At 63.3% G+C, this 26814-nt stretch carries 20 protein-coding genes; 14 read left to right on the top strand and 6 right to left on the bottom strand.

All coding sequences use genetic code 11. The features are described 5' to 3' along the window. Nucleotides 1–347: 347 nt before the first annotated feature. Nucleotides 348–4589: a PVC-type heme-binding CxxCH protein gene (locus BV071_RS31450; protein ID WP_052574110.1), complete on the bottom strand. Its 4242-nt coding sequence runs from the start codon at nt 4587–4589 to the stop codon at nt 348–350. Nucleotides 4590–5334: 745 nt separating this feature from the next. Here BV071_RS31450 and BV071_RS31445 point away from each other — a divergent pair. From BV071_RS31445 to BV071_RS31435, 3 genes are all read left to right on the top strand, one after another. Continuing rightward, complete coding sequence (locus BV071_RS31445) at nt 5335–7575, top strand: tetratricopeptide repeat protein (RefSeq protein WP_265595136.1); 2241 nt, start codon at nt 5335–5337, stop codon at nt 7573–7575. A 77-nt stretch (nt 7576–7652) separates the two neighbouring features. Further along, nucleotides 7653–8408, top strand: coding sequence for a glucosamine-6-phosphate deaminase (nagB, locus tag BV071_RS31440; protein WP_035616014.1), 756 nt, complete (start codon nt 7653–7655; stop codon nt 8406–8408). Nucleotides 8409–8569: 161 nt separating this feature from the next. Continuing rightward, nucleotides 8570–10012: a hypothetical protein gene (locus tag BV071_RS31435; protein WP_035616012.1), complete on the top strand. Its 1443-nt coding sequence runs from the start codon at nt 8570–8572 to the stop codon at nt 10010–10012. Nucleotides 10013–10026: 14 nt separating this feature from the next. Here the strand turns inward: BV071_RS31435 and BV071_RS31430 are convergent, their stop codons facing one another. Both BV071_RS31430 and BV071_RS34040 read right to left on the bottom strand, forming a co-directional pair. Next, nucleotides 10027–10656, bottom strand: coding sequence for a DUF4272 domain-containing protein (locus BV071_RS31430; RefSeq protein WP_265595135.1), 630 nt, complete (start codon nt 10654–10656; stop codon nt 10027–10029). 82 nt (nt 10657–10738) lie between these two features. After that, nucleotides 10739–11179: a hypothetical protein gene (locus tag BV071_RS34040; protein ID WP_052574109.1), complete on the bottom strand. Its 441-nt coding sequence runs from the start codon at nt 11177–11179 to the stop codon at nt 10739–10741. A gap of 315 nt (nt 11180–11494) precedes the next feature. Here BV071_RS34040 and BV071_RS31420 point away from each other — a divergent pair, with 315 nt between their 5' ends. The 6 genes from BV071_RS31420 to BV071_RS31395 all read left to right on the top strand — a co-directional run bounded on the left by BV071_RS31420 (nt 11495) and on the right by BV071_RS31395 (nt 18660). Then, a complete protein-coding gene (locus BV071_RS31420) occupies nt 11495–13240 on the top strand; it encodes an alkaline phosphatase (RefSeq protein WP_265595134.1) in 1746 nt (581 codons plus the stop codon). A 203-nt stretch (nt 13241–13443) separates the two neighbouring features. Further along, nucleotides 13444–15171, top strand: coding sequence for a biosynthetic-type acetolactate synthase large subunit (gene ilvB, locus BV071_RS31415; protein ID WP_035616006.1), 1728 nt, complete (start codon nt 13444–13446; stop codon nt 15169–15171). A gap of 71 nt (nt 15172–15242) precedes the next feature. Next, on the top strand, nt 15243–16091 hold the full coding sequence (locus BV071_RS31410) for a hypothetical protein (protein WP_035616003.1): 849 nt from the start codon (nt 15243–15245) through the stop codon (nt 16089–16091). Then, a complete protein-coding gene (locus BV071_RS31405; RefSeq protein ID WP_035616001.1) occupies nt 16088–16903 on the top strand; it encodes a hypothetical protein in 816 nt (271 codons plus the stop codon). The genes BV071_RS31410 and BV071_RS31405 overlap by 4 nt, the downstream gene beginning before the upstream one ends. 14 nt (nt 16904–16917) lie before the next feature. Further along, a complete protein-coding gene (gene ilvN, locus BV071_RS31400) occupies nt 16918–17460 on the top strand; it encodes an acetolactate synthase small subunit (RefSeq protein WP_265595133.1) in 543 nt (180 codons plus the stop codon). A 399-nt stretch (nt 17461–17859) separates the two neighbouring features. Beyond that, nucleotides 17860–18660, top strand: coding sequence for a hypothetical protein (locus tag BV071_RS31395; protein WP_035615998.1), 801 nt, complete (start codon nt 17860–17862; stop codon nt 18658–18660). A 69-nt stretch (nt 18661–18729) separates the two neighbouring features. On the opposite strand, the gene BV071_RS31390 is transcribed toward BV071_RS31395, so the two are convergent. Continuing rightward, the gene (locus tag BV071_RS31390; RefSeq protein ID WP_081886365.1) at nt 18730–19155 is read right to left on the bottom strand and encodes a YkgJ family cysteine cluster protein; all 426 of its coding nucleotides are present in this window, start codon (nt 19153–19155) and stop codon (nt 18730–18732) included. A gap of 4 nt (nt 19156–19159) precedes the next feature. Continuing rightward, on the bottom strand, nt 19160–19918 hold the full coding sequence (locus tag BV071_RS34035; RefSeq protein WP_052574108.1) for an N-acetylmuramoyl-L-alanine amidase: 759 nt from the start codon (nt 19916–19918) through the stop codon (nt 19160–19162). A gap of 162 nt (nt 19919–20080) precedes the next feature. Here BV071_RS34035 and BV071_RS31380 point away from each other — a divergent pair, with 162 nt between their 5' ends. The 5 genes from BV071_RS31380 (at nt 20081) to BV071_RS31360 (ending at nt 25147) form a co-directional block, all read left to right on the top strand. Next, the gene (locus BV071_RS31380; RefSeq protein WP_035615996.1) at nt 20081–20995 is read left to right on the top strand and encodes a hypothetical protein; all 915 of its coding nucleotides are present in this window, start codon (nt 20081–20083) and stop codon (nt 20993–20995) included. Between the two features lie 299 nt (nt 20996–21294). Beyond that, on the top strand, nt 21295–22803 hold the full coding sequence (locus tag BV071_RS31375; RefSeq protein WP_075091059.1) for an ammonium transporter: 1509 nt from the start codon (nt 21295–21297) through the stop codon (nt 22801–22803). A 112-nt stretch (nt 22804–22915) separates the two neighbouring features. Then, complete coding sequence (locus BV071_RS31370) at nt 22916–23395, top strand: hypothetical protein (protein WP_035615993.1); 480 nt, start codon at nt 22916–22918, stop codon at nt 23393–23395. An 11-nt stretch (nt 23396–23406) separates the two neighbouring features. Continuing rightward, the gene (locus BV071_RS31365; RefSeq protein WP_035615988.1) at nt 23407–24144 is read left to right on the top strand and encodes a type III pantothenate kinase; all 738 of its coding nucleotides are present in this window, start codon (nt 23407–23409) and stop codon (nt 24142–24144) included. A 49-nt stretch (nt 24145–24193) separates the two neighbouring features. Beyond that, on the top strand, nt 24194–25147 hold the full coding sequence (locus tag BV071_RS31360) for an ROK family protein (protein ID WP_035615986.1): 954 nt from the start codon (nt 24194–24196) through the stop codon (nt 25145–25147). A gap of 53 nt (nt 25148–25200) precedes the next feature. Here BV071_RS31360 and BV071_RS34030 read toward each other — a convergent pair whose 3' ends face one another. Beyond that, nucleotides 25201–26808, bottom strand: coding sequence for an ATP-binding protein (locus BV071_RS34030; protein ID WP_052574107.1), 1608 nt, complete (start codon nt 26806–26808; stop codon nt 25201–25203). Between the last annotated feature and the right edge of the window lie 6 nt (nt 26809–26814).

Here is a 26814-nt window from a genome sequence, read left to right as displayed (position 1 = left end):
ATCGTCGGTAAAATCCCATCCCGGCACCAAGGGGAATGAAGGCGGAATCTAACAGGACGACGCAATGGATTAGGGCGCCCTTGCAGGGCTCAGGAATTCTTGCCGCGGGTTTCCCCGGGCGATGCCCGGAGCTGCGATAGGGTGCCCCTTCGGGGCGTAAGAGGCGGATTGATGAGAAAGCGATGCCCTGGATGCGAGATGCTCCTGCATGCTCCGGCACGATGCAGAGCCACCGGGGGATCGCTTCAAGCTTCTAGAACTAGCGGCACGCGCCTTGCATTCGAAAGCTGCGGATTACCGCAGCAGTCCGAGGGCCTACGGCTTTTATCGGGGATCACGAAGGATCACTACCACACCGGCAGGAAGGTCCCGTCGGAAGCTTCGAAGCGGAGGCTCTTTCCGCCCGGGTTGCAGCGGACGACGATCTTGTGAAGACCGCCTTGCAGCAAGATCTGGCCGCCGCTGACTTCCTTGCCGTCCACGGTGACCTTGCAAGCAGGACCACTGTCCGGGAAGTTCAGGGTCAGCTCAGCGGGCTGCGCGAGTTGGAGCTTGGTGGCGGCGAAGATCTCTCCGCCGGCGGGAACGGCCGTTGCGAGATCGGAGGCCAACAGGGTTCCATTGACCGTGCCATTCACAGTCACCCATGGCAGCGCGGGCTCACCGGCCATCGCGGCGGCGGCATCCGTGCCGGCGCTTGGCAGCACCGCCCAGGTGCGGGGTGCTCGGCTCTTAGTGGCATCGAAGTCACCCGGTCTGCCGAGCTGCGAGAGGAACTTGAAGAGGTCCGCCTGCTCCTGCTCCTTCAGCGAATTGATCAGGCCGGCGGGCATCAGGCTGCCGGTATCAGTCTTCTTGAGGATCGCATCCTCGCTGAGAGTGAGTTCCTGGCCGGCGGCATCACTGATGACGACACTGCCACCCCCGCTGCGCAGCAGCCGGCCCATGATGGTGCGGCCATCCTTGGTCTCGAAGACCACGCCGTGGTAGCCTTCCTTCACCTTGGCTCCGGGAGTCAGCACGGACTCGACAAGGTAATCCATCGGCGCGCTGGCACCGATCGAAGTCATGTCGGGACCGACCTTGCCCCCTGCCCCGCCGATCGAGTGGCAAGCGGAGCAAGCCATCTCGGCCCGGCGGTAGATCATCTCGCCGCGCGCGGCATCGCCCTGCTCCGCGGCGAGCTTGGCCAACTTGGCGACCGACTCCGTGCCGGGCATGCCCTGTGCAGCGACACCTGCCTGCGCACGGAGGACTTTGATCAGCTCCGCATTCTCATCGATATCGGCAACCGCGGGGAGATTCGCAGCGGCCACCGCGGCCGGCAGGGCTTGCTCGCGGAAGGACTTGGCGAGATCGGCGGAGAGTCCGCTCACGGCAAGTGCCTGCTGCCAAAAAGCGCGCGCATGGGTCAAGTCACCCAGTCCAGCCAAGACCGGACGAATCGCTTGCAAGGACTCCACACGATGGTTGCGAGACAGGGCCAAGGCGACAGGTGCTTGCAGATCGCCGGCAGCGACTGCTTGCAATGCGTCCTTGCCGGCTGCCGAGGTGAAACGGGACATCCCATCCACTGCGGCGAGGCGCACCGGCAGCGGACGTTTCGCATCCGCGGCGGCTTCCTTCATGAAGCCTAACAGGGGCTCGGCTTCCAAGGCACCGGCGAAGCGGAGTGCGGCGCAGGCGAGTTCCGGCTGCGGCGAAGAGAAGTAAGCGGCGAGCGCGGTATTGCCCGCATCCGGCTTCAGCTTGCCCGCGCTCACGGCAGCGGCCAAGCCATCGAGTGCCTTCGCGGTGACCAGGGGCTCGAAGCCACTGGGATCGAGCGACTGGAGATAAACCGCCTTCAAGAGCTGGGGATCGCCGGTCTTGAGCGCCAGTCCGATCCAAGGGCCGGAACCATCGCGGGACAGGCGCTGCGGCATCAGCTTGCGGATGCCTTCCATGCCACCGCCCTTCGGCAGGTTTCCCAATACGAATTCAAAGGCGGTGTCGCGGCCGTCGAGCGGGAGCTTGCCATCAAGGACGGCATTCAACCAGGACTGCCCTTGGTCGCGGACCGTGAGCCAAAGCGCATAGTCAAGGAAGCGGTCGCGTGGCTTGGCGACGGCCTGTAGAGCTGCATCGGTGGCCGCTGGCACGCCGAGCCCGGCGAGCACGCGCACCGCTTCCAAGCGCACGCGGGGATGCTCGTCCCCTGCAAGAGGTCCGGCCAATGCCAGCACCTTGTCCTTGCCTAACAGATCCGCCGAATCACCGGCAGAACGCAATGCGGCGGCGCGCACCTTGCCATCGGGATCGGCCAGCGCCTTCTCCAATAGAGCGGCATCCGGCTTGGCAAGCCCTTGGTTCAGCCACAGCGCGGCGAGCAGCTTGCGACCGTCCTTCGCTTCCTTCTCCCAACTGGAAATCTCTTGATCGAGGCGCGGCGATTTTTCGCGCTCCACCAGCACGGCCATGGCCTCTTCACGCTCGTAGCGCTGGTCGCTGGTGAGCTTCTCTAACAGCTTCGCTTGATCCAGCTTGGCGAGATCCTGCCGCGGGGCCGGAGCGCTCCCCTTCTTCTGCACCCGCCAGATCCGGCCATGCTCGCGGTCGCGGCGCGGGTCGCGGAAGTCCACCTCGCCATGATTGATGATCGGGTTCGACCAGTCGGCGATGTAGAGCGCGCCATCCGGGCCGATCTTCACGTCGATGGGGCGGAAGTTCACGCTCTCCGTACGGAGCAGGTCGCCCGCCTCCTGCGCAGCGTAGCCGGAGCCACTCTCGGTGACATTGAAGCGAACCACGCGATGCGCGCGGAAGTCGCAGGTGATCATGCTACCCTGCCACTCCGCGGGGAAGAGCGGCGACTCGATGATCTCCAGCCCGCAGAACTTCGGGTAGGAGCCGGGGCTGATGCTATCGAGCACCTTGTCCGCGCCAGCATAGGTGAAATACATTGCACCCGGCACCGCCCAGTTGATCCCCTGCCCGCCCGCGCCATCGGTGACGAAGGACTGGCCCCACTGGTCGAACTGGTGGCCCCAAGGATTGCACCAACCGTAGAAGACCGGCTTGATTTTGTCCGCCACCGGATCGAAGCGCATGATGCCGCCGCTCCTCAGGCGCATCACGCCGTTCGGGGTCTCGACATCGCTGCGGGTATAGATGCTCTGGTTCATCCACAGCTTGCCATCCGGCCCACGGCGCAGGGTGTGGAGATTGTGGTGGGTATCTTCCGTGCCGAAGCCGCTCAGCACACGCTGCTTCGAGTCCGCTGTCAGGTCACCGTTCTTATCCGGGAAATAGAGCAAGTCGGTGCTCTGCGCGACGTAGCAGCCACCGGTGACTGGCAGCACCGCCGTGGGCATCAGCAGCCCGGTGGTGAAGACCTTGGAGGAGTCCGCCTTGCCATCGCCGTCGGTATCATCAAGCACCACGATCTTGTCGTCCGCAGTCTGGCCCACCTCCACCTGAGGATAAGTCTCCGAACTCGCGACCCAGAGGCGACCCGCTGAGTCGAAGTTCATCTGAGTCGGCTTGTGCATCATCGGGTTCTCCGCCCACAGCGTGACCTCATAGCCATCCGCCACGGTGAATTCCGGATGCGGCTGCGGCGTGTGCGCGGCGACTTGGGATTCGGTGCGAACCGGCGGCTCGGCGGGAACCGGCTCCTTCTTGAGAATCGCGGTGATGCGCGTTTCCTCGCCCGCCACCAGCTTGTCGAAGGCCTCGATCTCACCGGCATTGCGGCCCTGCTCCGCCTTCCGGAAGCCGAAGATGTAGGCCATGTTCGCCGGACGCGAGCGATGGAAGAACCACTCGTTCTTACGCTTGATGGCATCGATCAAGGGACCATTGAGAACGGGGCCACCGATATCACCGGTATAGACCCCACAGAGGTTGGCGATCAGGTTTCCGATGGCAGCGTAGTCCTCGGCACCCAGATGAATTCCGTCGCTACCGGCGACGGGCTTTCCGCCATGCGTGTCCAGCGAGTCGAGTGAAACGAATGGCAGCCCGCGCTTGGTCGCAAGCTCCTGTTGCACGCTATTGATCGCCGCGAGCGACTCGCGGTGCTGGCGCAGCAGCGGCGTCTCGTTCGTCTCGCCCGGTCGCGGGAAGCGCGGCGGGGCCCCCAGCACGACGACGCGCAGCCCCGGAATCGCCGCTGCATGATCGAGCAAGCGCTCAAGATCGCGGCGGAACTCTTCCGGAGTCTGGCTGCCCGGAAGGGAAGAGGCCATGCCATAGCCGGTGATCAGCACACTCGGCTTATAGGTCGCGAGCTGCTTCTGAAGCTGCTTCCAGCCCTCCTCCGGCGGCTCGGTGCCGGCTTGGCCGAGACTCAGGCCGCAGCGGGAGGCTCCGGCCGGGGTGTCCCCGCTCCAGCCGAGGTTGCGGAAGTGCAGGTTGAGCTGGGGCAGGCGCGCGATAATTGCCGCCTCCATCGTGCCCTCGTACTGCTCGCGCTCCGCGAAGCCATCCCCCAGGAAGGCCACCACATCCCCGTCCTTGAACTCGAAGGCGGGTGCGGCGGCATCCGCGGTAGCATGCAAGGCAGCAAGCGGGGCGAGACCGAGGAACAAGGAGGAAAGGCGGCTCATGGATTTGCGGAAGCTCCTAACACGTCCCGCAGATCCCCGGAACTATCATTAATAGGGGGCGGGAAAATGAAACCCGACTGAAAGACTCCGCGACTTGGCGGCGGCTTGCCCGACAAATGGCGCCCTCGCGCAGTTTTGCTTATACCCCCTCCATTCCTTTGCATGACAATGAAAAGCGGAATGCAATACCATGCAAAGGAAGGCTTGACCGGCCCCTCGAAATCTGTTAGACAATCCCCAGCCTGCGATCCGGATTCCGGGGGGACTCCGCGATAGCTCTCAAATGGCTGCCCAATTCCGCCGAGTCCTCTCCGGAGGCCCCACGGCGGAGAGACCACCCTCGCGAGCTTCTCACTCGCGGGGGTGGTTCGTTTCCGGGGTAAAGCCGTGGTTAGCGGAACTAGCGGGCGATCTCAGGCACTCTCCCAGTGACTGGACATGTAGCCCACCCACAGGGCGATCACGGCGAGCATCACGAGGATCTCAAGCCAGTGACGGCGCAGGTGGACTAGGATCTTCCGCTTCATTCGATTCAGCTTGGATCATCCTCCTTCCGGCCTGCGTTTCCAAGAAATGAAGTGTAAAGCTTTGTTAAAGCTCTGCCCTGGCAGCCGCCCCTCCCAGCTCTTGTCAGGGCGCTGTATTCACCCTGTCCACCCGCCGCGATTACCGCTGATAACGAGCATCTAACCACGCCTCCTTTGCCCTTGCGGCGGGGCCAGCAGTTCCCTAGCGTGCGCGCCCTATGTCCCGGAGCCGATCCCTTTTCACCGGCCGCGCCGGTATCCTGGCCTGTGCATGTGCCTGCGTGATCGGGCTGTGCCCGGGCGAGGCCTTCTCGCAGGTGAAGGAAAAGGAGATTCCGCTGGCCCCGCCGCGCAAGGGCAACGGGCCGGTGAACTTCGACCCCGCGGACGTGTATTTCCAAGGCTGGCTGCTGTCCCGTGACGCCGACAAGCTGGAGGCGGAGGGTAAACACAGCGAGGCACTGGAGAAGCTGCAGCGCTCCCGTGAGCTCTTCGACAGCGTGGCGACCTACTTCCCGATGTGGAAGCGCGAGATGGTCGGCGGCCGCCGGGTCCAGACCCAGGAGGCGATCGACAAGGTGGCACCGCTGGCGCTCAAGGAGAAGGAGAAGGAGAACCACGAGATGGCAGCGCTTGAAGGCGGCGTCCTGAAGGGCTCCCCGCCCAAGCCGCTCAACAACGGCCAGCCCGCCGCTCCCGTAGGTCCAGCCCGCAACGTAGAGTCGCTGGATACCCAGCGGATCAAGGAGCTGGAGGAGAAGGTCCAGAAGCTGCAGGCGGAACTTTCCGGCAATAAAGCCAACACGCCGCCGCCGGAGGGCTCGAGCCGCGATGCCGACCGAGCCCGGGACATCGCCAAGCAACGCGACTTCGCCCAAGCGGAACTCTCTCGCGCCCAAGAGGAAATGGGCAGGCTGCGGGCGAAATTCGCCGCCGCCCCGGTGCAGGAGGAGATGCAAAAGTTGACCAACCGGATCGAGACCCTCGACCGCGAGCGGGCCGCGCAAGCGCAGGCCCTCAGCCGTAGCCAAGAGGAGACCCGCGCCGCCAAGGAGGACATCGCCAACCTGCAGGCCGAGCGCACCCGCCTGCGGCAGGAGAATTCCGATTTGAACCGGAATCTGGATGCCGAGCGCAAGACCACCAACGAGGTGGTCGCCGGCCTGCAGAAGCAGAAGATGGAATATCAGCGCCAGCTTCAAGCCTCGGACGAAAAGCTGAACACAGCCAATCTGCGCATCGCCTCGCTGGAGAACACTCTCGGTGCCGTGCGTAAGGACTTCGACGACATGAAGCTCCAGCGCGACAACCTGATGCGCGAGCGCGACCAGCTGTCGACCCTGCTCCAGAAGGATGAGGGCAACCGGATCACAACGCTGATCGACCAGACGATGAGCTTCCAGAAGGAGCTCCGCGAAAAGACCGAGCAGCTGGAGCTGATGAGCAAGGAGAACAACGCCAACTTGGACCAGATGACCGAGACGGCCCGCGACCTTGCCATCGCCAAGCAGAACATCAACGACCTGAGACGCGAGCGGGTGGCGCAGGACCAACGGCTTGACGAACTCCAGAAGCGGCTGCGCAACGAGGACCAAGCGCTGTCCGAAAGCAAGGGCGCGGACCCGGAGGAGGTCAAGATGCTGCGCGAGTCCCTGCAGAAGCAGATCCGCCTGCAAGACCGCCGCCGCCAAGCCACCGAAATGTTGGTGGACGCACTGGACGACAAGGCCCAAGGGGATCCCAAGATCAAGGCTGCGATCGAGACCTACAAGGGTGCCGACCTGCCCATGACTGCCGAGGAGCTTTCACTGGCACAGAATCCACCGCAGAGGCTGGATGGAATCTTTCCCTCACCGGTGACGGCCGCCAATGCTGGCGAGGTCGGCGAGCGAGTGGCCCGCCTGGAGCAGGAGAACCTGCCCATTACCAGCGCGGCCCAGCGGGCCTTCCTGGGCGGGCGCTTCGAGTCCTGCCGGGAGCTTTTCGAGCTGATCCTGGAGCGGAACCCGGGCGATACCGATACCCGCTGTCGTCTGGGGGTGGTGCAACTCCGCCTGAACGATCCGATGATGGCGGCGGACACCTTCCGCCGCGCCACCGAGCTGAATACCACCAATCCTTATGCTTGGCGGATGCTCGGTCTCTCGCTGATGGAGACCAACGACCTCGGCGAGGCGATCAAGGCACTGGAGGAAAGCGTGAGGCTGGCCCCGACCAATGCCGACGGCCGCGTGATTCTCGGTAAGCTCTACTTCGACGTCGGCCAGGAGAAGGAATCCGAGGAGCAGTTCAAGTCGGCCATCGCGTATGACGATGCTTCGTACTACGGGCACCTGAATCTGGCCCACCTCTACGCCAAGCAGGGCAAGAAGGAGAAGGGCTTGGAAGCTTACATGAACGCGCAGCAGCGTGGGGCGGCACCCGACTTGGATCTGGAGTTGCTTCTGAGCAAGAAGTGACAAAGTTGACTTTTGTCGCCATTTCCTGCGGTTTTTGCGTTTGACGCGAGCTTGCGTCTCTGGCCGACTGCGCCCGCATGACTGAATCCCTCTCGGTCCGGGTGTTTGCGGATCGCTCCGACGCCTGCCGTACGCTCGCCGCTGAAGTCGCCTCGCTGGTCCGCCGGATCAACGACAGCGGCCGTCCCGCCGTGCTCGGTCTGGCGACGGGCCGGACGCCTCTGCCCTTCTACGCCGAGCTGATCCGCCTGCACCGCGAGGGCGAGCTGTCCTTTTCCAAGGTGATCACCTTCAATCTGGACGAGTATCTAGGCCTGCCGGGCACGCACCCGGAGAGCTACCGGGCCTTCATGCAGCGCGAGCTTTTCGCTCAGGTCGATATCCTTCCCGAGAACGTCCACATCCCGGATGGCATGGTCGCGGGCGAGGCCTTGGAGGGCCATTGCGGGGCCTATGAGGAGGCAATCCGGGCCGCTGGCGGTATCGATTTCCAGCTGCTCGGGATCGGGCGCACCGGTCACATCGGTTTCAATGAGCCGGGCTCTCCGCGCCAGAGCCGCACCCGGATGGTGGAGCTGGATCCGGTGACCCGCCAGGATGCCGCCCCGTCCTTCGGCGGGCTGGAGCAGGTCCCGACGCATGCGATTTCCATGGGCTGTGGCACGATCCTCGAGGCCCGCAAGATCGCCCTGCTGGCGTGGGGCGCGGGTAAGGCGGCGATCGTCCGCGAGGCTCTGACCGGACCGATCAGCGATCAGGTGAGCGCCTCCTTCCTGCAAGAGCACCCGGACGCGACCTTCTATCTGGACGCGGAAGCGGGCTCGGCCTTGTGAGTGGAGAAGGGCGCTGAAAGGTGCCTTGGAGATCAAGCGAGTGGGTCGGATCTTCCCGTTCGGAGGCGGACAGGAATGTCCGCCCTCCGCAGGGTTATGCGATTTTCACGGAATTTTCGCATCGCGGATGGGCTCTGTGGAGTTAGTATCCCAGCCGGAATATGGACACTCCCTCAGCCGAGAAGTTGCGCAGCGCGTGGACCCGCCAGGCGGCGATGGTTGCGCGCAAGATCAACCTGGCATGGTGGATTGAGACCTTGTCCGTACCGCTGGTGACGATCGGTTTGGTCGGAGCCTGTGTGTTGCTGCTAGTACGCCGCGAGGTACCGGATGCGCAGCCGTGGGCGTTGTGGAGTGGAGCAGGTGGTGCGGTGGCCTTGCTGGCGGGCATCACTTGGCTGGTCGCCCGCCGTCGCTTTGAAATGCCGGAGCAATCGATGGTCCGGATCGAGGCCTCGATGCGGATGCGCAATGCGCTCTCCGCCGCCCGCGCCGGAGTGGCGCCGTGGCCGGAGCTGCCGCCGCGCGTGGATGCGGGGGTGGATTGGGCGTGGCAGCGGGTGCTGGTGCCGCCGATCGCCGCGATCACTTTCCTTGCTGCGGGCCTGCTGATCCCGGTCCACGCACGCACCACGCGGGTCCAAGACCATCCGGATCAACCGCAGGCTTGGACCAATCTGGAGACCGACCTTGAGCGCCTCGCGCAGGAGGACGTCATTGATGAGACCTACATCGAGGAGATGAAGAAGAAGGTCGAGGAGCTCCGCGATCAGAAGGAGGAGGACTGGTTCAGCCACTCCTCGCTGGAAGCCACGGACACGCTCAAGAAAGAGCACGCCTCGCAGGTGGAGCAGATGCAGCGCGAACTCGGCCGGGCGGAGAAGGCGATGGGCAACTTGGAAAAGATGGCCGCCGGCATGTCGCCACAGGAGAAGGACAAGCTGCTCAATCAATTCGACCAAGCATTGAAGGGCCTGCAGAACGGCGCGCTGAAGCCGAACTCGAAGCTGATGGATCAGCTCAAGGGACTGGATCCGAAGGATCTCGGGCAGATGAATCCCGAGCAGCTCCAGCAGCTCAAAGACTCCATGAAGAAGGCCGCCCAAGCCTGCAAAGATTGCCAAGGCGGCGAGAAGGGCGACGGCCCCCCAGGCCCCGGTGAGGGCAAGGGCCAAGGTGCGGGCGATGAGTGGAACGACGAGCTCAACGACGGGCAGGGCAATGGCCAAGGCGACAAGGAAGGCCAGGGCAAAGAAGGCAATGGCAGCGGCGACGGCGAGGGTGATCAAAATGGCCCCGACGGCGATGGCCCCGGCGGCAAGGGCGGCGTGAACCGTGGCCCCGGCCACTCCCCGGGTGTGCTTGGCAAGGAGAAGGACAAGGTCGACATCGGCAAGCTCACTGGCATCGAGTCCAAGGATCTCAGCCGCGCCTTGCCCGGCGATTTGTTGCAGCTTCAAGACGGCGAGTACGACGTGGACAAGAGCGCAGTCGGTCCCCGCGCCGGTGGCGCTGCGGGAGCAACGGGTGCAGGTGGTGACCGGGTGTGGAAGGACTCGCTGGATCCCGCGGAGCAGAAGGCGCTGAAGAAATTCTTCGAGTAAGAGGCGAGCGAGCCTCACGTATCCGCAGGCACCTCGTCCCAATCGGCCTCCACTCCGAGAGCCCAATCGAGGGCCTTGCGCCTTTCGCGGATGAGGCCTTCGGAGACTGGAAATTCCTCGTTCTTCAAGCGGGCGTCGCGGGTGGCCCAGTGGAGCCGGTAATGGAAGTCAGCCTCGCGATAGATCTCCTCAAAAGGACGGAGCTTGGCCGCGGCGATGAAGTCCGCAGGATCGGTGTAGGGCTCAGGGAATTTGGAAGCGAGCTCCTCCCCGCAGCAATGAAGGCGCGGCAACTCGTCGAGGCCCAGGCACCAAGCAAAGCTCTGCAGACATTCCTCCAGCCAGGTGATATCGATCCGCTCCTGCTTGCTGTGTTTGATCCGGCTCAAGAGCTCGCGTTCCCGCCCCGAGGTATAGGGCCACAGCCCCCATTCCTCCAGGGCGGCCTTCAAGTCGGCTGTATCCGCGCCAAAGCCGATGCCGACGACATAGCCCAATACCATGCAGCGTCGCGCCACATCCGCGGCACCGCGCGGATTGAGTTCCGATTCCTCCTCTAACAAGGGGAGGGCCTCATTCACCGGAAAGCCCCAGGAGTGCAACAGCGCGTTGTTGTCGGCTTTGACTTGCTCGCGATCAATCATCTTGGCGGGAACGTGATGAGCCGCCGGTGGATGGAGAATCCAAAAGCCGGAAAGTTTCGGCAGGCCTTGCACTCAGGCGGTATCAGCCCAACTCCGGTGGCAAACCCTCCTGTCGACAAGGCCGCGCAGCTTCATATCTCGCCTCCCGTTCGCGCTGCGCCTTCGCGCCTCCGATCTTCCAGCCCATGAGTCGGTTGACGGAGGCGACGACGGTCTCCGCTTGGGCGACCACAATCGGATCCTGATCGCGGAGTGCTCGGAGCAGGACGGGCTTCACGATGTTCTTCTCCACCCGACCACGGAAGCGTGCCGCGTATTCGATACCGAGCAAGGCGTTGTGGCGGACCGATGGATCCGGGTGCTCGGAGAGTCTCACCGCGATGTCCTGGATGAACTTCCAGTTCTGGTGATGCATTCCGAGTTCGATCGGGATCAGCCGCAGGCGCTCGACATCGTCGCGCGCGATCGCCGCGAGGACCTCGGTCTCCGTGACCGGATGGATCTTCTCGTAGCGGCGCTCCATGGGGTGTTGCTAGCAGGCGGCGGTGGTGAAGTCAGCATGGAAGGAACCGGAGCAAGTTGGGACAGGCCTTCAGCCCTCCGCGTTTTCGGTGGTCCGGGTCCTAGGGCTTGCGCCCATAGGCTGGTATGGAATGGGCCTTTGGCCCTTTCGAAGTGGAGGTCTGATGCAGGGAGGGCGTTCACTGGATGCGGAGGTTTTCGGATGGGCAAGATGCCGGTGGGGGCGCATGCTGATCCATCGCGTGGTTTGGGAACCCAAGCCAATCCGTGCGGACCAAAACCCAAACCTGTCATGCCCTGGTCCTTGTCTCTGCCCTTGGCCTTATCCCGAGCGCTGCGCTTCCGCCGCTTGCTCTCCCCTGCCCTGTTGACGCTGGCGGCCGCCCCCTTGCCGCTGTCTGCGGCACCGGAGGTGCGGATCGATTTGCCGGAGCGCTGCCGTTTGCTGACGGGGCAGTACTTCGATCTGCGGGTGGAGGTGACGGGGCTGAGGGATGCGAATGCGGCCTCGCTGGTGCTGCGGGATACCAATGGCAAGGATCTGGTGGCGCAATTCGGCCAGGCGGATGAGGTGACGACGAACAACGATTGGAACACCAACGATGGTGATAAGGCCTGGGTATTCCGCCGCCGGAGTTTTGCCACAGAGGGAGTGAAGACTCTGGTGGCAGAGGTCCGCGATCCGGGAGCCGGTACGACGGCCAGCAGTGCGCTGCAGGAGATCGGAGTGCAGCGCTTCCGGACGCCGAAGCGCGGTGGCAATAAGAGTATCATTCTCTACATCGGCGATGCGATGAGCGCGGGGCATCGCGATGCGGGGCGGCTGGTGGCGCAGAGCGCCGGGGATCATCTGCGCGGAGGCTTTTACGATCAGCTGATGGAGATGGATCGAATGCCCTACGCGGGGATGATCCTGACGCATGCGGAGAACGCGGTGGTACCGGACTCGGCGAATACCGCGACGGCTTGGGCGATGGGCAACAAGACGGTGACCAGCGCGCTGAATGTTTTCCCGGACAATAACAGCGATCCGCTGGACAACCCGCGGGTGGAGACGCTGTGGAGCTACCTGCGGCGGCTGCACGGTTATAAGACCGGGATCGTGACCACGGCCTACATCACTGATGCGACGCCAGCGGCGGAGGGGGCCTATGTGGCCGATCGGGGACGGTGGGAAGACATCGCGCGGCACTACGTGGATGGCGTCTTCACGGGCGGCCCGGCCTTCGATGTGATGCTCGGTGGCGGCAGGCAATTCTTCGAGTCGCGCAGCGACGGGCGGAACCTCAGCCAGGAGCTGGTGGCGAAGGGCTTCACGCAGGTGGGAACGCGCAGCGAGCTGAAGGCGCTGAGCCCGGCGAACCCGCCGGGCAAATTGTTCGGGCTGTTCAGCCAGAGCAACATGACGGTGGCCTACGACAAGCTGGGCTACCAGCGGCCGCCGGACGAGTCCTCCACCTATCAGTCGGATCTTCCTGACCAGCCCTTCCTCGAAGAGATGACCGCGAAGGCAATCGCGACTCTATCGAAGGGCGATGCGCCTTTCATCCTGATGATCGAGGGGGCATCGATCGACAAGCAGTCGCATGCCGGGCAAGCCGCGGGGACAATCTGGGATGTGATCGAGCTGGACCGGGCGGTGGGCGTGGGCCGGGACTTTGCCAAGGCGAACCCGAAGCGGAAGACCCTTGTGCTGGTCACGGCGGACCACACCCAGTCCTTGCAGATCCTAGGCATCAAGGATCTCGCCAGCGGCAGCCCGATCCCCCCGGGCGCGGGGCTCTTCCCCGACTACAGCATCGATCCCGCCACCGGCTATCCGCGGAACGACAACCGCTTCCAGTTGCAGGTGGGGCTCTTTAGCTACCAACACACCGGCTCCGCAGTGCCGATCACGGCCGAGGGCCCCGGGGCGGGTCTTTTTACCGGGATGTACGACCAGACGGATCTGTTCTTTAAAATGGCGCGGGTGCTGGACTCGGATACCGCGAAGCTGGACCGACTGGAGAAGGAGCGGGCGAGGTTGAAGATCGTCGGGCAGAATTATGGGGAGGGAGAGTGATAGAGGAAGGCGGAAGGCGGGGCTAACCAAGGTGGGATTTTCTCCGGCGCAACTTGACCCAATGAGTTAGTTTTGTCACTCAAACGGCCATTTTTGAGAGAGCACTTCTGAAAATTTCGCAAATTCACCCCAGAAATCGCCATTTTCGCATTGCCCGACAGACGAAAAGACCCCACTTTCCCTCTCCCAACCCGTTTTTCACCATGAGCAAAGAGAAACTCGACGGTGCCCAGGCCCTGATCAAAACACTCGATGACCTCGGTATCGAGTACATCTTCGGCTACTCCGGCGGAGCAGCCATCCCGATCTTCGATGCACTCGAGACGGTCAAGACGAAGATGAAGTTCATTCTCGTCCGCCACGAGCAAGGCGCGGTCCACATGGCTGATGGCTATGCCCGCGCGACCGGCAAGCCGGCGGCGGTGCTGGTGACATCCGGACCCGGCGCTGGCAACACCGTCACCGGTCTGATGACCGCGATGATGGACTCCGTGCCGATGATCGTGATCTCCGGCCAGACGGTGACTTGGATGCTCGGCAAGGATGCCTTCCAAGAGGCGGACATCTTCGGCATCACGATGCCGGTGGTGAAGCACAACTACCTGGTGAAGGACGCCAACTCGCTGCCGCGGATCGCCCGCGAAGCTTACCACATCGCCACCACCGGCCGTCCCGGCCCGGTGCTGATCGACATCCCGAAGGACATTTCCCAAGGCCCCTTCAACGGCCCGATGAATCCGCCTTTCAACCTGCCGGGCTACGATCCGAGCGGAGCCTTCAAGATTGACCGCGAGCAGGTGAAGGAAGCTGCCGCGCTGATCATGAAGGCCAAGCGCCCGGTGATCCTGGCCGGCCAAGGTGCGATGATCGCCCGTGCCGACAAGGAGCTGCGCTACCTGGCCGAAACCCTCGGCGCACCGGTGACTTCCACCCTGCTGGGCAAGGGCGTCTTCCCGGAGACCCACGCGCTGTCGCTCGGCATGCTCGGCATGCACGGCACCGCCTATGCCAACAAGGCGATGGTCGAGTGCGACCTGCTGATCAACATCGGCTCGCGCTTCGACGACCGGATCATCGGCAACCCGGCTAAATTCTGCAAGGATGCCAAGATCATCCACATCGACATCGACCCCGCGGAAGGCAACAAGATGGTGAAGCCCGACGTGATGATCGTGGGCGATGCCAAGGCCGCGCTGGCCGAGATCAACGAGAAGATCGGCCCGATTGAAACCGGCGACTGGCTGGCCAAGCTGGACGGCTACAAGAAGAAGTTCCCGCTTACCTACAAGAAGCAGGGCGGCCTGCGCATGCAGCAGGTGATCGACGAGCTCTATGAGCTGACCGAAGGCAAGGCGATCGTCTCGACCGACGTGGGGCAGCACCAGATGTGGGCCGCGCAGTTCTACAAGAACAGCGAGTCCTTCCACTGGCTGTCCTCCGGCGGAGCCGGGACCATGGGCTTCGGCTTCCCCGCCGCGATCGGCGCCCAACTCGCCCACCCGAAGAAGACCGTGATCTCGATCTCCGGTGACGGTGGCTTCCAGATGACCCTCTTCGAACTGGCGACCGCAGCGATCCACAAGCTGCCGGTGAAGATCGTGGTGCTCAACAACCACTACCTCGGCATGGTGCGCCAGTGGCAGGAGCTCTTCTTCGAGAACCGCGAGAGCGGTGTGGACCTGATCGGCAACCCGGACTTCTGCAAGCTGGCCGCCGCCTACGGCATCCCCAGCGTCTTCATCAAGCGCCCGGCCGACGTGACCAAGCAGCTTGAGAAGGCCTTGGCCTACAACGATGGTCCGATCCTGATCCACGCCGAGTGCGTGAAGACGGACAACGTCTTCCCGATGATCCCCGCCGGCGCTGCGCTGGAGGATATGATCACGGAAGCGCCGAAGACCAAGATGGAGAAGCCGGTGGGTTCCACGTGAGGTATGTTTGCTTTCGGTCCGGGCGACAGCCTTGCTTCGCCCGGACCCTCTGACCTTCACATCTCGTCGCGATGATCGTCATCTGGAGAGGATTCGGCATCCTGATCATCCCGGTTTTCGGACTGGCGATGATCTTGGGACTTGTGACCGGGGCAGCCTTCAAGATTCCCGGTGGCTTCGTGCTCGGCTTCGCGCTGGCGGCTCTGCTGAACGCTGCCATATGGCAGCGCTTCGGGCCGAAGCCCAGGCTCGCAGGCAGCCCGCCGCCGCTGCAAGCACCGCGCCGGCACAGCCTCTTCTTCATCCCGGCGAAAGCATGGACTTGGATCTTCGCGCTCATGATCCTGCCCGCCATCGGGCTTGAATACCTTGCCGCCAGCGCAGATAGGGAACTCGCCGCCACCCCGGGCTATGCGGAATTCAAGGCCGCCGACGACAAGATCTTCTCCGCTAAATCCGGTACCGCGCATGGCAACAACGCTCAGGCCATCCAAGCGGCCGAGGACTTCTCGAAGCAGATGCGGATGACGCGCGAGATTGCCTTCAGCGGTGGCAGCAAGAAGCCGCTGCTGACCCAGGGACAATTCCTCACCTACTGCCATCAGGGCAAGGACACCGTTCTCTTCCTCTGCCATGTCCCGGATCTCCGCAAGTATGCGGACGCGGACACCAAGAATACTCTGGTGGAGATCGCTTGGGCCATGGCCCGCACGATCGCACCACACCTCGGCAACGAGAATCCACGGGTCGTGGTCGGCCTGCGGGGTGTCACCACCTACGGCTTCATCCTCCACGGCCAAGCTTCCGACGAAACCCCGGCCCGCGCTGACAGCTCCGGACGTCCCGACATGCTGTTTCGCATCTTCGCGGAAACCGCTCCTGTGGCTGCGCTCACTCCGCCAACACCGCCATCCCCATGACCTTCTGGAAAGGACAAGGTATCCTCGCCCTCGCGGCTGGCTTCGCCGGCGTGATGGTGGCGTGCTGGATCCTCTATTGGGTCACGGAGAACAAAGGCTTGGCCCTGTGCGCGGGGCTGGCCACGGCGGCGGGCCTGACTTGGTCCTTCCACAAGCAGCTCGAACGGAAGGGTCCGCCGGGTACCCGCCACGTCGCCTTCTTCATTCCGCTGCCGCTGTGGACTTGGGTTTACACCGGGCTGCTCGCACCGGCACTGGCAATGGCAGCGGTGGGCTGGCATGCCCAGTGGGAGGAGTCGAAGCTGCCGGGCTATACCGCCTTCAAGGCCGCGGACGACAAGATCGACGATCTCAAGCAGGGCAAGGCCCACGGCAATACCCTGCCCGCCGAAGCAGCCGCCCACGTTTTCTCACAGACCATCCGAATGAACCGCGCAATGAACAAGCGCAGCGGTGCCGACGAAATGGTCGAGCCGGAGAACAATGGCGAGTTCCTGACTTACTGCCACGAGGCCAAAGACTTCATCGTCTTCCTGATCCACGTGCCGGAATTGATCAACCTCAAGTCCGAGCAGGCGCGCAGCGCCCTGATCAAGGACGTATGGAATCTTGCCGTCATCCAGGCCCGCAGCATCGATATGGAAGGCAAGAAGACGATGATCGTGGGGCTGCGCGGGCACTCCGACTACATGCTGATCATCCGCGGCAGGCCCAAGCAGGCGCCGATCGTCTTCAATGATGGCCGCAAGGCCGACCTACTCATTCCACCCTTTGCCGAGGACCAAGCGGTCCCGGTCACGCCCGAATCCTGACCTGATCTGAATCCATGCAAACCATCGTTACCACCGAAGCCCCCGGCAGCGGCATGATCCCGCGCCGCGGCGCCATGCACACGCTCTCGATCCTCGTGAACAACGAGCCCGGCGTCCTGATGCGGATTTGCCAGGTCTTCTCGCGCCGCGGCTTCAACATCGACTCGCTGGTGGTCTCCGAAGGCCGCAACGCGAACTTCTCGCGGATGACCATCGGCATCAGCGGTGATCCACAGGGGCTCGACCAGATCATCAAGCAGGTCTCCAAGCTGATCGACGTGATCCACTGCTTCGAGCACACCTCGGCGGACTCGGTCACCAAGGAGATGATCCTGATCAAGATCAAGTGCTCCCCGGACGACCGCTCCCAGGCGCTGCAGATCACCGAGCACTTCGGCGGCAAGACCGTGGACCTGACCCCCTCCTCGATGATCGTGATGATCACCGGCGACAGCCCGAAGGTGGACGCCGCAGTCGGCATGTTCTCGCAGTTTGAGATCATCGAGACCGTGCGCACCGGCAAGGTGGTGATGGCCCGCGGCGAGCAGGCGACCTGATCCAGCCTGGTTGGCGTCCGTTTTTCTCATGCGGCCTTCCGTCTCCGACGGAAGGCCGTTTTTATGTGCGAATACGAGCGGCAAATTGCTCTCACGCGCTCCATGGAAAATACCATGGCGATTTGGTTAGATAAGAAGACGCAACTCGAACAAGTTATTTTCGGAGCGATCCGCGGGCCGTCCCGCCCTGGTGGCGTGAAGCCGGCTTGGGCGTCTTTGCACTCAGTTCGCGAAGGTTTTTCCGCCATGAGCCGGAGGGCTTCCTTTGCGGACTGAAGGCCCCAACGGTTTCGTCACAAAGCCTATTTTTCCTTCCCCGTGGCACCGGCACTGCTTTGTTGAACACCAGTATCAATCGCTTTTTTGCCACCCCAGCAACCCACTCCCCAACTCCCCGCGATGACTGCCCGAAGGATTTCCCCGCTGATAGCTACCGCCTGCCTCCTGCTGCCAAGCCTGGCAAACGCCGCTTACGTTTTCACCGGAGCGACGATCACCGAGAATTTCGACGCCCTGCCGACCACCAGCACTGCCACCTTTTTCTCCGGAACGGTCGGGGTGCAGACAGCGATCACGGGAACTGGCTTCGTCGGAACCAAGGTTGGAGGAACCGCGACTACCGGTCCCAATTTCACTGCGGACAATGGCAGCGGAAACGGCGGGGCCATTTACAGCTATGGAACGACGGCCACCACCGAGAGAGCCTTGGGCATGCTTGCCTCAGGCACCCAGATCATGGCTCTCGGTTTCGAGGTGACGAACAGCAGCACGCTCACGATCACCGAGGTCCAGATTTCGCTCACTGCTGAATTTTGGCGGAGCTCCACCAGCGCCCAGAATGTCTTCGTGGCGGCAGCGGGAAGCAGCGACTCTGCTGGCGTCACTTCGGCCAACTTCCTCACTGCGGCGGGCCTGACTGCCACCACCACGCTGAATGGCCCGGCTTTCGTCGCCAGCAATGGCGCGCTGGACGGCAACAATGCCACCAACCAGGGCAGCTACCTCGCAACCATCACTGGTCTCGACATTGCTCCCGGCGAGTCATTCTTCATCCGCTGGACGGATGCCAATGAGGCAGGCAACGACGCAGGTCTCGCTCTCGACAACATGACGGTGAGCTTCACGACGGTCGTCCCCGAGCCGGCTGCCGCGCTCCTGGGGGCCCTCGGCCTGCTGGGCCTACTGCGCCGCCGCCGCTGAACCGAAGCTCCAAACAAGCTCCGCGGGAGACCCGGCTCGCAACTCGCGGTCCGGGTTTCTTTTTTCCGACTAGACCAGTCCCCTCGCCCGCGCCTCGGCCATCGGGATCGGCTTGGCCTCGCAGACCTCGCGCCAGCCGGCGAAGTTCCACTTGTTCGGGAAGCCGCGGCACTGCTCGGGCTTGACCGGGTGGATGCGGCAGCCGCCGGCTTCCAGCATGATGCACTCGTGGTTATCCTTTTCGATCAGGGAGAGGCCATTGCGATTCGTGCGCAGGCGGGTGTAGGTGGCAATGAACTCTTCCTCAGCCATGCCGAGGAAGCTCGCGATCGGCGCGATCTCATCCTCCTCCAGCCGCACGTCGCCCGGCCACTTGCAGCAGGCGGTGCAGCGCTGGCAGACGTAGAAGCGCTCCGGGTCTAACAAGGTGTCGCGGTTGCCCGGACTGCCGTGCGAGGCCGGCGGTTCGCGCCGCGGCCCGCCCTCCCTATCCATGGCGTCAGCGGGAGGCATAGCTCGCCTGGTAGGCGTTCTTGTAGTAGAAGTTCACGCGGCTGAGGAACCAGCGCCACTTCGCGCCCGGCCGACCGTTGTCCATCAGGAAGTGGGGGCAATTCTTGTTCGGCGGATTCTTGCCGGCGCGCGGCCAGTGGTAGTGCGGCACCACATGGCTCAGTGGGATGCCGTTCTCGTGCATCAGCTTGGCGGTGAGCATGGCCGTGTGCTCGATGGTCACGGCGCGGTTGTTGCCGCGGTTCTCGCACATCTCGATACCGATTGAGAGACGGTTGCCGGGACCCGCGAAGTCGGCGTGCTCGCCCTGCTCTGTCACTGGCATGTGCTGGATCGCCACGTGGTCATCCACCGTGAAGTGCCAGATCAAGTAGCCGATGCGGTTGCCGCCGGGCCGCATCGCCGAACGCAGTGCGCCGCGCTTGAGCGCCAGCGAATGGCGCTCCGCATCCGCGCTGTAATTCTGGGTGGAGTGGATGGTGATGTACTGGGGCCTCATCGGCCTCACGACCCTCCGCCCGTGGGTGCCGCGCGCGACCATGTCCACCTTCAGGTTGATTTTCCGGGCGATGTCGCCACCGCCACCGGAGGGCGCGGAGACCGTGTGCGAGCCGCCGGAGACCAGCGGCGCGCCGCCCCGGATGCCCACCGCCCCATCCTGGTAGCCCGGCAGCGGCTCGATTTGGGTGCAGTGGAAGCAGACCATCGACAAGGCCAGCATGGCCACCACGAACGGGAACTTCATGGCGCGGCTCTTAGCATGGAGCGGTTTCCGCGTGAAGCCCGAAGAGTCAGCAATCCTTAAGAATGCGGCCCGCCAACGCTGCCCGAAGGCCCACCTGCCGGCAATTGTGGTGTGGAACATTTATGCATTTCACGAAGGCGCATTTCCTGCTAAGAACAAGGGATGGTCTCCCGACTTCCTGCCCTCCCGCAGGCCATAGCCTCTGCCTGCCTGTGCCTCCTGATCGCCAGTCCCGCCCGCGCTGCTGAAGCGGGTGCCTGGGAAGCCTTTCCCTCCAAGGACAACTCGGACGCCTGGACTGTCTTGGACTACTCCGTGCAGCCTGACGGAGATTTCTTCTACCCGCAGTGGTTCGACGATCAAGGCGACGGCTTCGCGTACTTTTATCACACCAACAACGCCCCTTTGATCTTCTTCACCGACGTGGCAAACAACGCTGGTGGTGGCAAACTGGTGGGCAACTACTTGACCGAGAACATTGCGGCGATCCACGCGGATATCCTGATCGACTCGCTGCCAGACTTCGATGGCGTCGACTGCATCGTCTACGCGAACGGCCCGGCGGGCGAGAGGGTCTACTACAGCGAAGTCTTCTTCGACACGGACTTCCCGGAGAGCGGCTGGTATTCGCTGCGATTCAGCTTCACCGACAAATGGTACTACATCAATACGCTCGGAGCCTTCACGGCGGTAAGCGTGACACCGCAGATGCTCGCAAACATTGAGGTCGTCGGATTCCGGTTCTTTCCCAAGACGAGCGCCACGGGCGAGTTGGTGGCAGCGATCGACAACATCAAGCTGGAGCCGAAGCTCACCCCGCCGCCGATCACCACCGCCACCACGGGCGGCAACTTCTCCATGAGCTTCACACCCGGCAAGGGAGTTACCTGCTCAGTCGAGAAACAAGATCCCGCGCCTTTGTTTGGTTGGAGCGTCATCGCCGAGGCCTTCGACGTCACCGGCACGACACCCTTCACCTACAGCACTCCGATCGACACAACCCAGGTGCGCGAGATCTTCCGGGTGAGCTACGATCCGATCTATACGTCCTTCGTCACTCCCCCGGTGGGGCCCTGAGGGGCCGGCGGATCGACCAAGTTTCCAAGGTCGGAGGGAAGGCGTTGAGACAAGCGGCGAACGCCCTGCGTTCAGCGCCTCGTGCCATTGGGCGATGGAATCCAAGGCCCCTTGAGGCTGCTGAGACGGGAGTGGCTCGCAGCTCCGCGAAATTGCGACCTCAATTTTCACATCTCATTCATCACCAACGATGAATTGACTCAAATCGGCATTGGCACGGCGTCTGCTTTTCGCGGTCTCCAAGCAGTTAGGGCCGGATCGGGCCCAGCTCGCCCCAATCCATCCGAAACCGAGTCGACATGAGCCTGAAAACACGAATGGCAAGCGGTGCATTTGCACTGGCTGCCGCAGCAATGATGGTCCTGCCACTGGCACAGAGTGCCCGCGCGCAGGAGACACCACCTCCGGCCCCGGCAGCAGCCGAGGCCCCCGCCGCCGCCGCCCCCACGCCAACCGTGGAAGAGCGCCTTGCCGACATCGAGGCCTACATGAACAACGTCAGCCGGCCGAAGATGGAGAGCGGAGCCGCTTCCCTGGTGGCCGGCCCCGGTCCGGGACACAACGCTTGGCAGATGATGAGCACCGCGCTGGTGCTTTTCATGACCTTGCCGGGTCTGGCTCTTTTCTACGGCGGTCTGGTCCGCCGCAAGAACGTGCTCTCCGTGATGGCCCAGTGTCTCGGTTGCGCCTGCTTGATCACGCCGCTCTGGTGGCTCTGCGGTTACTCGCTGTGCTTCGGCTCGAATGCAGCCGCTCCTGCTGGTGCTATCATCGGTGACATCAAGGAGAACTTCATGCTGAAGGGCATCTCCCCGGGTAACGTGGGGGCTGGCTTCGCGTGGATCTCCGACGGCATCTGGGCCATGTTCCAGCTGACCTTCGCGATCATCACTCCGGCCCTGATCGTTGGCGCGATCGCCGAGCGCATGAAGTACATCTCGATCATGGTCTTCATCCTCATCTGGATGTTCGCCGTTTACTTCCCCTTCGCCCACATGGTGTGGGGCGGCACCGGCCTGATGTGCGGTCCGCTGAACAAGGATGCCGCGATCAAGGCGATCGACTTCGCTGGCGGCACTGTGGTGCACATGACCTCCGGTTGGAGCGCCCTCGTCCTCTGCCTGATGCTCGGCAAGCGCTACGGCTTCGGCAAGGAGCCGATGAGCCCGCACAGCATGGTTCTCTGCATGGTCGGCACTGGCATGCTGTGGGTCGGCTGGTATGGCTTCAACGCCGGTTCCGCTCTTGCTGCTGACGGCATCGCTTCGAATGCCTTCGTGACCACCACCCTCGCCGCTGGCACCGCGGGCCTCTTCTGGGCCCTCGCCGAGTGGGTCATCAAGGGCAAGCCGAGCGTGCTTGGTTTCTGCTCCGGTATCGTGGCCGGCCTGGTGGTGATCACTCCCGCTTGCGGCTTCGTCTCCTTCACCTCCTCGGTGATCATGGGTGTGCTGGCTGGTGTGGTTTGCTTCTCCGCCTGCGCCTACCTCAAGAAGGCTCTTGGCTATGACGATGCGCTCGACACCTTCGGTGTGCACGGCATCGGCGGCACCATGGGTGCGATCCTGACCGGCGTCTTCGCCGATCCGAACGTGAACCCGGTGCTCGGCGACAAGGGCATGAACCTGATGGATGGCCTGGTGATGAACCAGCTCAAGGCAGTCGGCCTGACCATCGTCTGGAGCGTGGTGGCCACCGCGGTGATCGCGACGATCGTGAAGGTGATCTTCGGCCTCCGTCCGGATGTGGAGACCGAAACCGCCGGCCTCGACCTCGCCGACCACGGCGAAGCGGGCTACGAGCACTAATCACCGAAAGATTCCCAACAACATCTCACAGCGGGCGGATCCGGAAGGGTCCGCCCGTTTTCGTTTGCCCACAGGTAGAGGTCCGCTACAGCCTGCGGCCGTGACGCGCCGCATGAAGCTTCTCCTCCTTGCCCTCGGGGTGTCGGTGCTGTTTGCGGGGTGGCAGTGGTTCCGGCCCTACGAGTGGAGCCCGGATCCGGCGGCCCGCTACAGGGTCACGGAATGCATGGTGGAACGCGACCATGCCAACCTCTGGCTGCGCGTCTTCCTCAAGCCGCGCGACGGCCAGGAGATGGACTACCTCAAGCCGATCCGCCTGACCACGGGCTCAGGCAGGCAGCTCGAGCCCGCGCAGATGGACCAGATGGGCCGAGACAATGCGGACAGCGATGCCCCGGGCCAAACCGATCCTAACAAGGCCGGACCCGGACCGGTCGATGCCGTGGTCCTCAGCTTCTGGCTGGAAACCTCGGATTTCGGAGGACCTTTCAAGCTGGAACTCAATGGCGGCACGCTGCAGATCCGCAGCAACAATACTCTTCCCCAAGTGGCCGACGGCGGCGTGCGGGTCTTCAATTCCACGAACTGGTAAAACACATTCCGATGGCTTGGCTGCTGGTCGATAACTCCAACACCCGCACGAAGTTCGCGCTGGGCGATGCGGCGTCTCTGTTAGAGCAGCGCGCCTGGCTACCGACCGCAGAGATCTCCCCCGCGGCGCTGGACCGGGTGCTGGCGGGTTTCGAGTTTGAGGGCACCTTGCTCTGCTCGGTGGTGCCGGAGAAGGCGCGGATCCTGCGCGATCATCTGGTGACCCGCGGGCCGCTGCATCCCCTCTCCTGGCGCAGCGACATGGGGCTGACCATCGACTACCCGAATCCCGAGCAGATTGGCGCCGATCGTCTGGCCAATGCGGTGGGCGTGAGTGCCCGCCACGGAGCCCCGGCGATCGTGATTGATTTCGGCACGGCGGTGACTTTCGACGTGGTGGCCGCCGGCCCAGCCTACTGTGGCGGGGTGATTGCCCCCGGCCTCGGAGCGATGCAGGATTATTTGGGAAAGCGAACAGCTCTCCTACCCCAGATCGAGCTGGAGGAACCAGTCTCGGCGATCGGAAAATCGACCGTGGAGGCGATGCGCGCCGGAGCGGTCTACGGGTATCGCGGACTGGTCCGGGAGATCCTCGCAAAGTTGTCTGACGAGATGGCCGGAAAGCCCGCCATTGTAGCAACGGGCGGCGATGCGGCGCTGATCGCGAGGGGCCTTCCGGAGATCGCTACGGTCGATCCAGACCTCACCTTGGAAGGCTTGAGACTCGTAGCTTTAAGAAATCTTGCATAAAAGTACGTGCCAAGACCGTTTGAAGTGGATACAAAGTAGTTGCTAAGCCATGGCAGATACCCCTCTCGCAATTGGTGTCGATTTCGGCGGAACCTCCGTCAAATTCGGCGTTCTCTATCGGAGCAACATCATTGACCAGGCACCGCCGGTCTCGACACCGGACTTTGATGGTCCGGATGCCTTGATCGATGCGATGCTGCGGGTCATCGAGGATCTTCGAGAGCGACACCCCCGAATCGAAGCCATCGGTGTCGGCGTCCCCGGCTTCGTCCACTTCGAAAAGGGCATTGTCCATAACCTGACAAATGTCCCCGGCTGGGTGGCTATTCCGCTGAAGAAGAAGCTGGCGGACGCGACCGGCCTGCCGGTGGTGGTGGAGAATGACGCGAACTGCATGGCCTACGCCGAGTGGAAGCGCGGCGCGGGCCGCGGGCTGAATCACCTGGTGGCCCTGACCCTCGGCACCGGCGTCGGCGGCGGCGTGGTGGCGAATGGCAAGATGGTCCGGGGCGCCCAATTCGGTGCCGGCGAGGTCGGCCAGATGTCGATCGACTGGCAGGGCCGACGCGGTGCCTACGGCAACCTCGGTGCGCTGGAAGATTACACCGGCAACAACGAGATCGCGGCGGATGCCCGACAGGTCTATCTGGATGCTGGAATCGAGCGCCACCTGGCGGAGTGCACCCCCGCAGCCTTGGCAAAGTCGGCCATGCTGGGCGACGAGATCGCCCTTGGCATCTGGGACAGCATCGGCGCGAAGCTGGCGACGGCGATCATGAACTGCTGCTGGCTGCTCAACCCGCAGGCCATCATCATCGGTGGCGGTGTGGCGAAGGCCGGCGACATCCTCTTCAATCCGCTAACCGCGCACCTCTACGCGCAACTTTCCGCGCCCTTCAAGGAGCACCTGATGATCTTGCCCGCCCGCTTCGGCAACGAGGCTGGGATGGTGGGAGCAGCAGCGATGGCTTTGGAAGAGGCTGGCGTGGTGCTGCAGCCGTGAGGAACCGCTTCGAGCCGCCCTCAAAGTCATAGGTCCTATAAATCCTATAGGACCTATGAAGCGAGCGGCAGGCTCACGGTGAAGCTGGCACCCTCGCCCTTCCGGCTCTCTACCGAGATCGTTCCCCCTTCCGCTTCGACCAAGCCCTTGCAGATCGCGAGGCCCAGGCCATAGCGGCCGTTCGCACCGGTGCGCGATTTGTCCGCGCGGTAGAAGCGCTCGAAGAGATGCGGCAGGTCCTCCGCGGAGATTCCGGGACCGTCGTCGCTCACCTTGAGGATCACGCGGCCATCTTCTTCAAAAGTAGCGACATCGATGTGGCCGCCGTGCTTGCCGTGGTGGATGGCGTTCTCGATCAGGTTGGACGCGACCAAGGTGAGGCGCTCGGGGCTGCCGCTCGTGTTGGCAGCCTTCAGGCTGGTGGAGAGCTTGGTCGCCCGCGCCTCGGCCAGGGGTTTGAGCTTGGTCACCACACTCGTGGCAACTTCCGAGAGATCGAAGGGAAGGCCGCCGGAGGGATCGCTGCCGGCATCGACGCGCGCCAGCTCTAACAGGGCCTCTGCCAGCCGTTTCATCTGGCGCGCGGTCTCGAGGTTTCCCGTGAGCACCTCGCGGTAGTCCTCCGCGCTGCGCTCGCGCGACAAGGCTGACTGGGTCTCGGTGATGAGCACTGCCAACGGCGTGCGCAGTTCGTGGGAGGCATCCGCGGTGAAGCGCTTCTGCTGAGCGAAGCTATCCTCCAAGCGAGAGAAGGTAGAATTGAGCACCCCGGCGAGTTGGTTCAATTCGTTGCCCGAACTCCCTACCGGGATGCGCTCGGAAAGATTGCCCTCCGAGATCCTGCGAGCGGAAGCGGAGATCCGCTGGATCGGCCGCATCGAGCGGCTGGTCAAGATCCAGCCCCCGCCCAAACCTACCACAAGTACGGCGAGCCCCGTAATTGAGAGCCTCAGCCCGTAGGCCTTCATTCCGGCCAAGTCACTGTGAACCGGCCGTCCCGCGAGCACGCATTCACCACGCTCGGTGAAGTGAAAGGCCTCGCGCACGCCAGCGCGGTCGCGGAACTGGGTCTGAGTGTTGCGTCCGTCCGAGGCTGGCAAAGGGATGCCCGCCGGGGCATTGGCGGAATTCTTCTGCGTGCCCGACCTTCCGATCCACACAGCATAGTAATACCCCTCCGCTCCGTCAGCCGGGAACATCGCTTCCACTTCTGTAGGGATCTTCTTCCCTGAGCTCCGCGATGGGCCGCGCCGACCGCTATCGCCGAAGTCCTCGGAGAACTCGCCGCGATATTCATCGTCCATCTCCGGCGGCCGCGGCGGGCGCTTGCTGTTCGGGCCACCACGGCCACTGCCCGGGCCTGGCCCTGGTCCTGGCCCGGAATCCGAACCTGGGCCAAAATCGACAAAGGGGGCGAGGTCATCCGGCCCACCGCCGGGTCCCCCGTCCGGGCGATTCATCCGTCCCGGCTCGAAGGGCTGTGAACCACCACGCACTCCCACCCCGAGGGCTGCAGCGCGCTTGGCCAGCTCATCGTCCAAGCGCCGGATCCGCTGGGTCTTCTCCAACTGCCACGAGGTTCCGCCGAAGGCCACGAGCAGCCCCAGCAGCAGGATGCCCAGCCACAGTTGCATGCGCCAGCGGATGGAGTCCGTGAACATGATTTC

Origin of the sequence: Haloferula sp. BvORR071, from assembly GCF_000739615.1 — a bacterium.
Classification (GTDB): domain Bacteria; phylum Verrucomicrobiota; class Verrucomicrobiia; order Verrucomicrobiales; family Akkermansiaceae; genus Haloferula.
This window is presented reverse-complemented; position numbering and strand designations above follow the sequence as displayed.